11 protein-coding genes are annotated in these 12,992 nt (G+C 74.8%); 6 read left to right on the top strand and 5 right to left on the bottom strand.

The features are described from left to right. Positions 1 to 35: 35 nt before the first annotated feature. Both ABZ495_RS13945 and ABZ495_RS13940 read right to left on the bottom strand, forming a co-directional pair. Positions 36 to 500, bottom strand: a complete 465-nt coding sequence (locus ABZ495_RS13945) for a phage tail protein (protein WP_352298337.1) — start codon at positions 498 to 500, stop codon at positions 36 to 38. A 666-nt stretch (positions 501 to 1,166) separates the two neighbouring features. After that, positions 1,167 to 2,123 carry a LysR family transcriptional regulator gene (locus tag ABZ495_RS13940; RefSeq protein WP_359806741.1) on the bottom strand — a complete coding sequence of 319 codons (957 nt, stop codon included), beginning with the start codon at positions 2,121 to 2,123 and terminating at the stop codon, positions 1,167 to 1,169. 103 nt (positions 2,124 to 2,226) lie between these two features. Between ABZ495_RS13940 and ABZ495_RS13935 the strand changes: the two genes are divergently transcribed. Then, the gene (locus ABZ495_RS13935) at positions 2,227 to 3,120 is read left to right on the top strand and encodes an NAD(P)H-binding protein (RefSeq protein ID WP_359806739.1); all 894 of its coding nucleotides are present in this window, start codon (positions 2,227 to 2,229) and stop codon (positions 3,118 to 3,120) included. Positions 3,121 to 3,215: 95 nt separating this feature from the next. Beyond that, positions 3,216 to 3,581 carry a darcynin family protein gene (locus ABZ495_RS13930; protein ID WP_329485244.1) on the top strand — a complete coding sequence of 122 codons (366 nt, stop codon included), beginning with the start codon at positions 3,216 to 3,218 and terminating at the stop codon, positions 3,579 to 3,581. A gap of 250 nt (positions 3,582 to 3,831) precedes the next feature. Here the strand turns inward: ABZ495_RS13930 and ABZ495_RS13925 are convergent, their stop codons facing one another. Together ABZ495_RS13925 and ABZ495_RS13920 are read right to left on the bottom strand one after the other, a co-directional pair. Continuing rightward, entirely contained in the window at positions 3,832 to 4,866 is a 1,035-nt protein-coding gene (locus ABZ495_RS13925) for a hypothetical protein (protein WP_359806736.1), read from the bottom strand. Positions 4,867 to 5,160: 294 nt separating this feature from the next. Continuing rightward, on the bottom strand, positions 5,161 to 5,331 hold the full coding sequence (locus ABZ495_RS13920) for a hydrophobic protein (RefSeq protein ID WP_329485246.1): 171 nt from the start codon (positions 5,329 to 5,331) through the stop codon (positions 5,161 to 5,163). Between the two features lie 251 nt (positions 5,332 to 5,582). On the opposite strand from ABZ495_RS13920, the gene ABZ495_RS13915 reads away from it, so the two are divergent. After that, positions 5,583 to 5,894: a DUF4193 domain-containing protein gene (locus ABZ495_RS13915; protein ID WP_329485247.1), complete on the top strand. Its 312-nt coding sequence runs from the start codon at positions 5,583 to 5,585 to the stop codon at positions 5,892 to 5,894. A gap of 994 nt (positions 5,895 to 6,888) precedes the next feature. Here ABZ495_RS13915 and ABZ495_RS13910 read toward each other — a convergent pair. Further along, complete coding sequence (locus tag ABZ495_RS13910) at positions 6,889 to 7,797, bottom strand: helix-turn-helix domain-containing protein (protein ID WP_359806810.1); 909 nt, start codon at positions 7,795 to 7,797, stop codon at positions 6,889 to 6,891. Positions 7,798 to 7,938: 141 nt separating this feature from the next. Between ABZ495_RS13910 and ABZ495_RS13905 the strand changes: the two genes are divergently transcribed. The 3 genes from ABZ495_RS13905 to ABZ495_RS13895 all read left to right on the top strand — a co-directional run bounded on the left by ABZ495_RS13905 (position 7,939) and on the right by ABZ495_RS13895 (position 12,973). Then, positions 7,939 to 8,532, top strand: a complete 594-nt coding sequence (locus tag ABZ495_RS13905; RefSeq protein WP_329485251.1) for an MBL fold metallo-hydrolase — start codon at positions 7,939 to 7,941, stop codon at positions 8,530 to 8,532. Positions 8,533 to 10,149: 1,617 nt separating this feature from the next. Beyond that, a complete protein-coding gene (locus ABZ495_RS13900; protein WP_359835861.1) occupies positions 10,150 to 11,526 on the top strand; it encodes a nitroreductase family protein in 1,377 nt (458 codons plus the stop codon). Then, positions 11,507 to 12,973 (top strand): class I adenylate-forming enzyme family protein, encoded by a 1,467-nt coding sequence (locus ABZ495_RS13895; RefSeq protein ID WP_359835858.1) that lies wholly within the window; start codon positions 11,507 to 11,509, stop codon positions 12,971 to 12,973. The genes ABZ495_RS13900 and ABZ495_RS13895 overlap by 20 nt, the downstream gene beginning before the upstream one ends. The last annotated feature ends 19 nt before the right edge of the window (positions 12,974 to 12,992 follow it).

Below are 12,992 nucleotides of genomic sequence, written 5' to 3'. Positions count from 1 at the left end.
GGTTCCGCAAGATCCCTTTCCGGCTCGGGCGCGGCTCAGTACTCGTTCTTGATGACGAAGTACGATCCACGGATCGTCCCGGCGAGCTTCGACTTCTGGCGGGCGAACTTGAACCGCTGGGCGAGCTCCTCCGGCACGTCCATCCCGTCCGAGAGCTTGAACCCGACCGCTCGCTTCCTGGCGTCGTCGACGGTGTACATCACGTTGACCGACAGTCCGCTCTCGTAGAAGACGTAGGCCATCCGGATGTCCTCGACCTGGAAGGACGTGGCCTCCAGGGGCCTGGACGCGATGACGATCTCGCGTTCCTCCCGCAGGATCCGGTGCACCCAGTCGACGACCTCCGCGGCCTGGTCCGCGGGCTCCACGGTGAAGACGTGGTCGTACTTGTTCTTGAAGTAGCGGGCCTCGTTCGCCCGCAGGCCGGCGAGTGCGTCCGCGACGGGCGACGACTCCAGACCGACGGTCGATACGGTGCCGAAGTCCACGGCGTAGGTCATGGCGGATTCCTTCCCAGGGGCACGGGCGGACGGCAGGGGCTTGGGGCGGTCCGCGCGAAGGGCGAGGTCACGCCCCCGAAGCGGCGCGGAACGGCTCGACCGGCGGGCGTGCCGAGCACTGGTTTCGCGCGCGGCTCCGGCGACGGAGGCGGGTCCTCGGCGGGCGCCGTCCGTGGCTCCGCCCCGCACCGCTTCACCGGCGCCGATCGTACTGGTCAGGAATGCCGCGGGCCCGGAGCGACCGACCGGCGTGTCCAGTGTGCGGCGAAGTGCCGTTGATGCCGATGCCGCCGGAGTCGCGGGCCGGGATCCGCCCCGGGCTGCCGGGCGCCGAAGCGGACCGTGCGCCGACGACGGCCCCCGGCGCGGGGGGCAGGACGCCGGCCGGAGCGTGGTGGGGCGGTGTCGAACTCGGTCGCCCGACGGTGTTTGCCCGACGTGATCGGGGTCAGAAGAGCGTCGGGGCGTCGCACCTCCCGACCGGGCCATCCCCCCGGGCCGGCCGGGATGAGCGCGCGACGCCCGTGCGGTTCCCAGGACCGTCGCCGTCCCCCCTGGCGGCGGCCCTGGGCCCGCCCTGCCCGACCGCCACGCGTCGGGCGTGGCCGGGGCGGCACGGCCCCCCGGCCACCCATCACCGACGCGGACGCGGACGCGGACGGCCTCTCAGGTGGCAGCGGGGTTCCCGGGTGGGCCCAAGGTCCGGCGGACGGCGTCGCGAAGCCAGTGGTGGGCCCGGTCGGCCGCATGGCGCGGGTGCCACGCCATGCCGATCGTCACGGGCGGCAGTGCCAGCGGGATGTCCAGCAGGCGCAGTCCGAGGGCGAGCGCGTCGTCGGTCAGGGGCGAGGGCGCGGCACCGGGGAGTGCGGCCGGTACGAGGCAGACGACGTCACTGCGGGCGGCGAGGGTCATGGCGGCCAGGTGGCTGGGGAGGACGACGCCGACCCGCCGCTGGAGGTCCTGCTCGGCCAGAGCGGTGTCGAGGGGGCCGGTGAACCGGCCCCGGCGGCTGACCGCGACGTGCGGGGCGGCGGCGAGCCGAGCCGCGGTCAGGGGTCCTTCGGTCAGCGGATGGCCGGGCCGGACGGCCGCGACCATTCGCAGGCCCACCAGTTCCTCGACCCTGGTCTCGGGGTCCACGTGGTCGATGGACCCGACCTCCAGGTCGATCCGCCCGTCACGCAGGGCCGGGCCGGCCTCCAACTCCTCGGCCAGGAGCCGGAACGAGACTCCCGGCGCCTCCCGCTCCGCCAGGCGCAGCAGCCCGGGGGCCAGGGCCGCGCCGACCAGGTCGGCCGCCTGGAGGGTGAAGGTGGTGCGCAGGGTGGCGGGGTCGACGCCGGTCCCGGGGCTGAGCAGGGCTCCGAGGCGCTGCACCACGGCCGCGGCCTCCTCGCGCAGGGCCTGGGCGCGCGGGGTGGGGACCATGGTCTGGCCGGCCCGGACCAGCAGCGGATCCTGCAGCGTGCGGCGCAGACGGGCCAGCGTGCGGCTCATGGCGGCGGGCGAGGTGTGCAGCCGGGCGGCGGCGCGGGTCACGCTGTGCTCGGCCAGCAGGGCGTCCAGGGCGACGGCGAGATTGGCGTCGAGGACCGGATTCGGGCTGCTCACCAGCATCATTCCATTTCAGTCAATGATTGCGTGCCGAAGTTCCCATTGTGGCAGCACTGGAGTCGTCAGCAGGATGGGGGCCTACCGACCGGCACGAACCACGAGGTTCTTCATGATCGTCATTACCGCTCCCACCGGCAACATCGGCCGTCCGCTGCTGTCCCGGCTCCTGGAGTCCGCCCCCGCCGCGGGCGAGGAACTGCGCGTCGTCGTGCGCGACCCCGCCCGGCTTCCGGACACGGCGCGCGGACGCGTGGAGGTGATCGCCGGCTCGCACGGGGACGCCGAGGTCGTCGACCGGGCCTTCCGGGGCGCGGACGCCGTCTTCTGGCTCGCCCCGCCGGACGCCTCCCTCACCCCGCACGACGCCTACAGCGGCTTCAGCGGACCCGCCGTGCGGGCGCTCGCCGACCACGGCGTCGGCCATGTGGTGGGCGTCTCGGCGCTCGGCCGCGGCACCCCGCTCGCCGACCGGGCCGGCCTGGTCACCGCCTCGCTCGCGCTGGACGACCTCATCGCCCACAGCGGTGTCGCCTACCGGGCCCTGGCCAACCCGTCCTTCTTCGAGAACCTGCTGGAGGAGGCCGACTCGATCCGCGAGACCGGCGTCTTCACCGACGTCGTCGACGCCGACCGCAAGGCCCCCTTGGTCGCCGCCGCCGACATCGCGGCCGTCGCCGCCGGTCTGCTGCTGGACCGCTCGTGGACCGGCAACGGCAGCGTGCCCGTCCTCGGGCCGCAGGACCTGTCCCCCAACGACCTGGCCCGCATCATGACCGAGCAGTTCGGCCGCCCGGTCCGCTACGAGCGCCAGGCCTTCGACGACCTGTACACCACCCTCGTCCACTACGGCCTCAACGAGGCGTTCGTCCGGGGCATCGTCGACATGAAGCGGGCCAAGGACCAGGGCCTGGACGCCGGTGTCGTCCGTACTCCGGACACCGCCTCCCCCACCGGCTTCGAGCAGTGGTGCGCCCGGACCCTCAAGCCCGCCGTCCTCTCCTGAGGCCCCGCCGGCCTCTCCCGAGGCCCCACCGTCCGCCGCCGGGACACCCGGTGGCGCGACGTACCGAGACCACCTGCCGCTCTGGAGGCACCCCGATGTCCGCTGAAGTCACCGAACCGCCGGTCACGGCGTTCATGCTCGTCAAGACCACCCCCGAGTGGCTCGCGCTGACCGTCCCGCAACGCGTCGAGGCCTTCACCACCCAGGTCCTGCCCGCGATCGAGGCCAGGACCACCGGTGTCCGGTCACGCTTCTACGACACGGAGTTCTACTCCGCGCGCGTCACCGACGTCTGGGTGTGGGAGGCCGACAGCCACCACGCCTACCAGCTGCTCATCGACGCACTGCGCGAAACACCGTTCTGGGACCGCTACTTCGAGGTCGTCGACCTTCTCGTCGGCACCGAGAACGGCTACGCCCGCACCTACGGCCTGGAGCCCGTCGCCACCATCGCCACCTGACGGACCGGCCCCCTCGCGCCGCCCTCCGGCCATCACCGACCGTCACCGGCCGAAGGGCGGCGCGGCCGCGTCCCCGGGCCTGAGGCCGCTACCCACACACCCGCCCCGGCCCACGCCCCCGTCAGGGGTGTGGGCCGGGGCGCGGTCACCGCGGCCGGGCGCCGACCCGGGACGAGCCGCCCACCGGGCGGCGGCGCCACCGGGCCGCGACGGCGAGCGGATCACGCGCCCGCGCGGCCCGCCACGGGTGTCAGGTACGACGGACGGCCCGGCGGCCGGCTCCGACGCTCGTACGGCGACGCCGGGGGGTGAGCGCGTGGGTGAGCGTCAGCACGAGGACGGCGGCCTCGCAGACGAGCGCGGCCGGCCCGAACCGGCCCTGCCACTCGATGATGCCGACCGCCACCCGCACGGGGACCATGGTGTCGAACAGCAGGTAGCCGGCGAACGCGGCCGCGGCCGGCACGACGCCGGCGATCCACGTCCACGGCGTGCCGCGCACGCCGAGCGGGACGGCGAGGAGCAGGCACAGGACGCTGAGGCCGGCGACCATCGAGACGTCCGGGTTCTGGCCCCAGAGAGCGGCCACCAGCGGCACGTGGAGCGCACCCGTCATCACCAGGGCCGCCGCGGCGGGCCACCGGAGCGGCGGGCGCTCCTCGCGGGGCCGTGCCCTCGACAGCACCCGCGCCGGCGGCAGAGCGGCGGCGTCGGGCGCGGCCTGCTCCGTGGCGGCCGCCAGGGGTTCCGTGTCGTCACCGCTCGTCGAGGGCCCGGCCGGCCGGTCCGCGACCGGGGCGGGCCGGAGCAGCTGGACGAGGTGGGCGACATCGGCCACCGGGCGCAGCGACGCGGCCGCGTGCAGGGCCGCCTGGATGCCGCTGTCGGCTTCGGCCGCGAGCAGGGCGGTGAGGTGGGCGACGTCGCCCGTGGGTCTGGTGAGGACGGCGGCGCGCAGGATCTGGTCGGCGCCGGTGCTGTCGCGGGGTCTCAGGAGGATCAGGAGGCGGACCAGGTCCTCGACCGGGCGGGCGGCGACCGCTCCGTGGAGGACCGGGGCCAGGGTCGGTGTGTGGGCCGGGTTCAGGTGGCAGAGCAGATCGGCGACTTCCTCCACCGGGCGGCTGGCCGCGGCGCTCATCATCGCCGCCGCGAGGTCGCCGCCGAGCGGGACGGGGGACGGCTGGTTCACCCGCAGGGGAACGGGGGTGAGGTCGGGGGCGGCGGTGTCGGGTACGGAACCCGACCCCGAGACAGGCAGGGTTATGGTCAGGGGGCGGGACATCGAGGTCTCCTGGATCGGGGGAACGGGCCGGCGCCGGGCCGGGCCGGCGAAGGAAGCAAACGGATCTGCCCGGTTCAAGCCTGGCCCGCATTACGCCGACTGCCACTCCAGGCGATCATTCGGGCGACGCCCGAGCCGCACCGGTGCGGCGTTCCCCTCCCGGGTGAGCTGTCCCAGCACGGCCGCCTGCCGCGGCGACCGCCCTTTCGGGGAGGACCTGGTCCGCACACACGGCGGCGGGGCGCACGCTCCACGCGTGCGCCCCGCCGCCGGGCCGGATCCTGAGGGCGTGACCTACCAGCGGTACCACCGGTGGCGCCGGCCCGAGGAGTGCGTGCCACGGGCCACGAAGCCCACCAGCCACAGCACCAGTACGGCGATCGCCACCCACCAGAGAATCTTCAGTGCGAACCCGGCGCCGAACAGGAGCAGAGCGAGCAGGAGAACGAGAAGAAGGGGAACCATCGGAACCTCCGCAGTCGGTGTCGAGCACCCGACTGCCCCGGGGGCCGCTCGCCTATTCGTACGAATCTTTCCGGCCGTCCGGGGCAAGGGCCTCGCTTGTTCGGCGGCGGCGGGCCGTCGGCGACCGTCGCGGACGCCCCGGTCGGCGACCCCGCCTGCGTGATCGGCGGGCGCGGGGGACAGTGGTCCGAGGCGTGACGATCCGGTCCGCCCCCCGCGCGTACCGGATCCCTCCGACGGAAGGTGCAGCAGTGGCAACCGACTACGACGCCCCGCGTACGAACAGCGACGACGAGGAGGTCGACAGCGTCGAGGAGTTGAAGAGGCAGCGTGCCGAGCGTTCCGGCGGGACGCCGGACGTGGACGTGGCGGAGGAGGCGGAGTCCGTGGAGCTGCCGGGCGCCGACCTCTCCGGGGAGGAGCTCACCGTCCAGGTGGTGCCCGTCCAGGGGGACGAGTTCACCTGCGCGCGGTGCTTCATGGTCCACCACCGCAGCCGCTTCTCCCGTGAGGAGGACGGGCAACCGGTCTGCCGGGACTGCGTGCCCGCCCCCGGCGACTGACCGGGCGGGCGGTGAGCGGGCGGCCCGCTACGTGCACCAGAAGAGGAACGGCGTGCAGGTGGGCGTCGGCTTCGCGGTGACGGTGGCCGAGGGGTGCGGAGCGGCTGTCGAGGGCTGCGGAACGGTGGGTGGGGCCGTACTCGAAGCGGCCGGGACGGGAGGCGGCGACTCCGGGGCACGACTGCTCGTCGGCGCGGGCGGGGCGGTGCTCCTGGTGGCCGTGGCGGTGGCGGAGGCGGTACGGCTCGCGCCGGTGCGCTGTGTGGTCGGCGCGGCCGGGACCGTGGTCCCGCCCGTCGCGGTGGGGGGCGCGGCGGAGGTCGGGGCACTCGGCGTGGGCGTCGCGACCGGCCCGCCCGCGGCCGGCGCGGGCGAGGCGCCCTCACTGCCGTTCGCGGCGAGGGCCGCGACACCGAGCCCCGCGACTGCCAGGCCGACGACGGAGAGCGCGAGCACGCCGGCCCGCCGCGCCGGCCGGCGCCCGGAACGCCGGGACCGGGCCGGTGCGGCGGACCGGCCGGCCGCCGGAGGCGGTGGCACAGCGGGCGGTGGCACGGCGGCCGGTGGTCCCTGGGGCAGCGTCAGGGTCGCGTCCGGCAGGGTCTCCCGGGTCGCCGCGGGGGCCCCGCAGCCGGGGCAGGTCATCGCGCCGTTCAGATGGCGGCGGCAGGGTGCGCAGTAGTCCATGTGGTCTTCCCGTGCTGCCGGGGTGGCCGGCCCACACCGGTCGTCGGCGGCTCCGCGCACGTCGTCGTGCGCATGCGGAGCCTAGGCAGCCCAGCTGTGAGGGTTCCAGACCCAGCTGTGACGCTTCTGCGAAGATTGCGCACCCTCCAGAGCGGCGAGTCCCCGTACCCGCGGGGGATAGGAGGAGGGTCCGACAGCACGGCCGCCGTCCGCGAACGCCCTCGTGCCCCGTACGGCGCACGGCCGGACGTCCGCCCGGCGGATGGCGACGTTGGACGCCGGGGGCCGGGGCGGACCTGCCGGACCGTCACGGCGTGCCGGTGAAAGCGCGCCGGTAGGCGCGGGGCGGGACTCCCCGGCGCCGCACGAACTGGTCGCGCAGGACGGCGGCGCTTCCGTAGCCGACCCGGCGGGCGATCTCCTCGACCGGCAGGTCGGTGGCTTCGAGGAGTTCCTCGGCCCGGCTCAGGCGCAGGTCCCGCAGCCAGGCGTGCGGGGTGGTGCCGGTCGCGGCGGTGAAGCGGCGGGCGAAGGAGCGCCTGCTCATCAGGGCGCGGCGGGCCAGTTCCGTGACCGGCAGGGGCTCGTGGAGGTGCTCGCGGGCCCAGCCGAGGACCTCGGCGAGCCGCTCGTCCTGGCCGTTCCCGGGGACGGGCGCGGCCAGGTACTGGGCCTGCCCGCCGTCGCGGTGGGAGGGCAGCACCATGTCGCGGGCGACGGCGTTGGCCAGGGCGGCGCCGTACTCCCGCCTCAGCAGGTGGAGGCAGAGGTCGAAACCCGCGGCGGCTCCGGCGCCCGTGACGACGTCTCCGTCGTCGATGTAGAGCGCGTCCGGGTCCACCGTGACGTCCGGGTAGCGGCCGGCGAGCAGGTCGGCGAACCGCCAGTGGGTGGTCGCCCGCCGGCCGGTGAGCAGTCCGGCGGCGGCGAGCGCGAACGTGCCGACGCAGTGGGCCGCGACCACGGCGCCGCGCGCGTGCGCGGCCCGCAGCGCGTCGAGCACGGCGGGGGCGGGCGGTTCACGGAATCCGGCCCCGGGCAGCGCGATGAGCAGATCGGCGCCGGCGAACCGGTCCAGTCCGTGCGGGACGGCGAGCGGCACTCCGCAGTCCGTGGGTACCGGTCCGGGGCGGTCGGAGCAGAGGGCGAAGTCGAAACCGGGCACCGCCGCTCCGTGCGGACCGAACACCTCGGTGACGATGCCGACGGCGAGCATGCCCGCGCCGGGCGGGACGTAGGCGGCGACGGTCCGGAAAGGCGGCACGCAGGCAGTGTCGCACAGGGTTGGCACGAATCCTGCGGTCACCGGCAGACGTGCCACTCGTGAGCCGCCGTCAAGACCGGAAGGATCGAAGCCATGACAGACGCACCGCTCGGCCGCAGCGCCGCCTTCAAGGTCCTGACCACCGGCTACGTGGGCTCCACCGGCCCCGGGGTCGCCGCCACCGTCTCCTACATCTCCGACGCCGGACGGCACGTGATCTTCGACCCGGGCATGGTGGCGAGCCGTGACCACATCCTCGCCCCGCTCGCGGAACTGGGCCTCGGCCCCGACGACATCACCGACGTGGTGCTCAGCCACCACCACCCCGACAACACCATGAACGTGGGCCTCTTCGGCCGGGCCCGGGTGCACGACCACAAGGTCGAGTACCTGGGCGACCACTGGACCAACCGGGACGCCGAGGGCTACGAACTCACCCCGTCGCTGCGGCTGATCCGCACCCCGGGCCACAGCCCCGAGGACATCACCCTGCTGGCGGGCACGGACTCGGGCGTGGTGGCCTTCGCCGGCGACCTGTGGTGGCACGCCGACGGCCCGGCGGACGACCCGGTGGCCCCGGACCGCGAGGTGCTGCGCGCCTCCCGGCTGCGGGTGCTGGCCGCGGCGGACCTGATCGTGCCAGGCCACGGCGGGCCCTTCGTGGCGGACGACACCACCCCGCGGTAGCGGTCCGGCCGGCCCGGTCGGGCGCCGCCCGGCGGAGTCCACCGGGACCCGGAACCGCCAGGACACCAGGACGCGTCCTGGCCCGTACGAACTGCGCCGATCCCAGGGGGACCGTACGCACTCGCACGAGTGCGCATCACCACGACGGGCGGGCCGAGTCGTGGGGCCGGTGGTGCCGCGCCGCGCGACCGGGCCGCCCCGCCGCCCACGCCCACCGGCGCCGAACCCGAACGCGGCACAACGGCGAGCCGAACGCCGCGGAACGGGGAGCCGATCGCCGACGAAGGAAACCTCCGGCGCTTCGGCGGGCGTCATGGACCGGTCGGTGATGTCGGCGCGCTCCCCGTGCGGGAATGCGGGACGCGCGGCCGGTTCGCGCGTGCGGACCGGCCGGGTTCGGCGCAATCCCGGCCGGTCCGACCCGAGGGCGCCCGCGGGGATCTCCAGCCCGCCTTCCCCGGCGCGGTCGCCCAGGTGGGCGCCCTGCTCGGCGGCGCTCCGCAGGTCCGTCGGCGCGGGTTCGGTTCCGCCGTCCCCGGCCTCGGAATCCGCTGGGCAGAGGCGGTCGGCCGACGAGTCGCCGGGCCGCTCGGAGCCGGTCCGGAATTCCCCGGTCGGCGCCGACCGGACCCCGCGCCCGGGCGGCCCGTGACGATGGATCACCGGCGCCGTCGGGCACGTCTCGGAGCGGGCGGATGCGCGGCGTTCCGACCGATACCGATTCCCCGCGACCAGGGAATCCGGCCCACGCCGGATATCGCCCGTTCCGGCGATCACCGGAAATTCCTCGGACACACTTCGCGCCGTTTCACCCAGGGTATTCGACGGATTCCCGGCCGAGGCCGAGGGACATTCCGTCCGGCTCCGTTCCGGTTCGAATCACCGTCGGGCCGGTCCGCTGATACCTGTCCCGCGGTATCGGCGGGGGCGGCGCGGACCGACCGGTCTGCGCCGGCCCGGCGTCCGGCCGGCGGGGCGGACACCGGGGGCGGACACGCGGGTCGTCAAGCGACCGCATGGGTGGGTCTCCGCCACCGCCGGGAGCGAGCGCTCCGGCCGGCGCCGGGTTGCGCCGTCCGGGACGGGGGGCTTGGGTCCAATGTCGGTATTGTCCGCGAACCCACGTCTGCGGCAGCCGATTTGAGTAACCGCCAGCTCTGCGCCTCGGTCACTTTCGGCAGGTCGCGACCGCCCCGCCGGGGGCCGCCCAACAGTCCCTCGATGGTCTACGCCAATCCTTGACAGCGCTCACGTGGGTGCCACAGGATGATCGCCAGCCGCCGCTTACCCAGGGCGCGGAACAGGTGATTCATCCACTTCACACAGGCCGTTCACGGGGGACGGGCTGTCGACGCCCGCAATGACGCGGGCGGCACAGTCATGTCGAAGTCTGTACACAGTTCCCTGTAGCCGCCGCATGCCATCTGCCGAACTGGCCGGGGGGCTTTCGCCTGCCCTCTCGCAGGCCCGGTCGGCCGTGCCACCAGACGAGATGAGGCTTCGTCAGACGTGCAAGGCAATGCAGACACATCAGCCATACCCGCCGTACGAGCAGTACCCCTCGCCCGTAGACCCGAGCACGCGCCGCCGGACTTCGAAGCCGACATGTGGGCCCGGATGGCCCTGCCCGCGGCACCGTCCGAGTCGCCCGCCGAGCCGGCCGCGGCTCCGGGCCTCAGACTCGCGCTGTCCCTGCTGGAGGAAGGCGCGCTGACCAGCCGGGCCGACCGTTCCCGCAGGTCGCACGGGGCTCGGGCGGTCCCGTCCGCCGGGGCCGTGTACCCCTACGAGTTCGCCGTCCTCACCATGGAGAACGGCGCGCCGGCCGCCTTCCGGGTCGACGCCGACCGCCGTACCTGCACCCGGCTGGCCACCGGGGACGTCGCCGGAGCACTGCACGCCTCGACGCTGGCGATCCCCGGAGACGGCGGCGCGGTCATCGTCACCCTCACCCGGCCCTGGTTGTCCATGCGCAAGTACGGCGACCGCGGCTACCTGTACACCCAGCTCGACGCCGGGCACGCCGCCGGGAACCTGCTGCTGGCCACCACCGGCCGGGGCGCGCCGGGGACGCTGCGGCTGCGCTTCCCCCGCTTGCCCCTCTCGGACCTGCTGGAGGCGGGCGAGAACTGCCGGGAGGTGCACTCCGCCCTCCTGGTACCGGCGGCCGAGGCCGACGACGCCTGGACCCGCTGGACGGTGCACGACGGCGCCGCCCGGGACGGACACGCGCCCACCTGGCGGTCCTGGCTGGAGCAGACCTGCTGGGACTCCCTCTCCGCGCGGGCGGAGCACCCCGGGACGGACGGCGCACCCGACGCCCTCGCCCCCCTCGCGGACCTGCGCGACCGCGGGCGGGCGGCCGGTGGGCAGCCCGGTCTGGGCGATCCTTCCGAGTGGCCGAAGCTGCTCGCCACGCGGGCCTCCAGCAAGGCGTTCGTTCCCGGCACCGTCCCCGCGGCCGACGTCTGGCAGGCCGTCTCGGCCCTCTCCACGCCGGTGCGGACGGACCTGCCGGCCGCCTCGCCGATGGGCGCCACCCTGGTCCTGCGGTCGGCCGAGGAACCCGGGCAGAACGCCGTGCACCCGTTGACCGGCGAGGGCGCGCGGCGCACCGGCCGGCTGCCCTCCGCCGACGAGGTGGTGCGCGCCTGCATGCGGCAGCGCACCCTCGCCGGCGCCGCCGCCGTGGTGCTGCTCCACGCACCGCGCACCGCGCTCACCGACAGCGCCGGCGACTCGGCCGCCGGCGCCGAGGACCTCCGCGAGCTGGCCTTCCGCTGCGGCGCCTTGGGGCAGCTGCTCTATCTGGGAGCGAACCGCGCCCGGATCGGCGTGACCGGCGTCGGCGGGTTCGACGCGGCGCTCTGGCACACCCTGGCCGGGCTGCCGGAGAGCGACGAGATCCTCTACGTCCTGATGCTCGGCCGTCCGGACGACTCCGGCGTCAAGCTCGACCGGCTCGCCACCGCCCATGCCCAGAACGAGCGGTGAGGCCACGATGAACGCCGTCCTTCCCCACGCCTTCACGGACGCCCTCGCCCGCCACGGCGACCGCGTGGCGGTCACCGACCCCGACGCGTCGCTCAGCTACGCCGAACTGGCCGACCGGGCCCGGGCCGCCGCCGCCCGGCTCGCCCCGTACGGCGTGGCCGGCGACCGACTGCGGATCGGCCTGTACGCCACCAACTCCACCGACTACGTGGTGGGTTACCTGGCGGCACTGTTCGCCGGCGCGGTCCCCTTCCTGGCCGACTCGGCCTTCGGACCGTTCGAGCTGTCCCGGATCGCCGAGGACTGCGGGCTGGACCTGCTGATCCACGCGCCGGACGCCGACGTCGAGCAGGTCACGGCGGAAGTCCTCACGGCGGGAGGCGAGTTCGGCGCCCTCACGGTCAGCCGGGTGCGCCGCTCCGCCACCCCTCCCCCGCCGCTGCTGCCCGGCACCGAGGTGTGCCGCTTCACCTCCGGCTCCACCGGCCGGCCCAACTGCATCGAGTTCTCCGGCACGGCCGTGCTCGCGGCGGCCCGCAACTGGGCCGAGGGCACCGGACTCTCGGCCCAGGACCGGATCGCCTGCCTGGCCGCGCTCTCCAACGGCCTGGCCTTCAACACCTCGCTGCTGGCGGCCTTCCTGCCCGGTGCCTCGCTGCACCTGTCACGCGGCCTGCCGACCGCCTCCCGGATCGTGCGGCTGCTGGAGAGCACCGGCGCCACCCGCCTGGTGGCGTTCCCGGCACTGTACGAGTCGATCGTGCGGCGCTCCTCGACCGGGGGCTTCACGGGTGTCCGGGCCGCGATCTCCTCCGGCGCCCCGCTGCGCGACAGCGTCCGCGAGGAGTTCACCCGGCTCACCGGCGTACCGGTCCACAACTACTACGGCGTGGCCGAGGCCGGGCCCCTGACCTACGCGGCCGACGGTGACGGCACCGGGCTCGGCACCGCGCTGCCCGGCGTGGAACTGATCGCCGACGAGCAGGGCGTCCGGGTCCGGAGCGAGTCCATGGGCTCGCGCTACCTCAACGCGCCCGGCGTCTTCGAGGAGCGGATCGACGCCGAGGGCCGCTACCGCACCGGCGACCAGGGCCACCTGGTCGACGGCGTGCTCCACCTGACCGGGCGCACCGGGCGGCTGGTCAACGTCGGCGGGCGCAAGATCGACCCGATCGAGGTCACCGAGGTGCTGCGCGAGGCCGCCGGGGTGCTGGACGCGGTCGCCTTCGAGGCCGAGAGCCGGCACGGCGAGCCGATCCTGGCCGCCGTCGTCGCCGTCGGGCCCGGTCCGACCGCGCAGTCCCTGCGCAGCCACTGCTCGGCGGTGCTGCCCTCCTTCAAGGTGCCCTCGGTCCTCCACCTGGTGGACCGGATCCCGGTGAACTCGATCGGCAAGCCTTCCGTCGAGCGCCTGCGGCGGCTGCTCGCCGACGCCCAGAGCAACTGACCCCCTCCCCCAGCCCAGG

It is taken from the genome of Kitasatospora sp. NPDC005748 (assembly GCF_040630735.1).
GTDB lineage: Bacteria > Actinomycetota > Actinomycetes > Streptomycetales > Streptomycetaceae > Kitasatospora.
The sequence above is the reverse complement of the archived record's forward strand: the minus strand, read 5'-3'. Positions and strand labels throughout refer to the sequence as shown.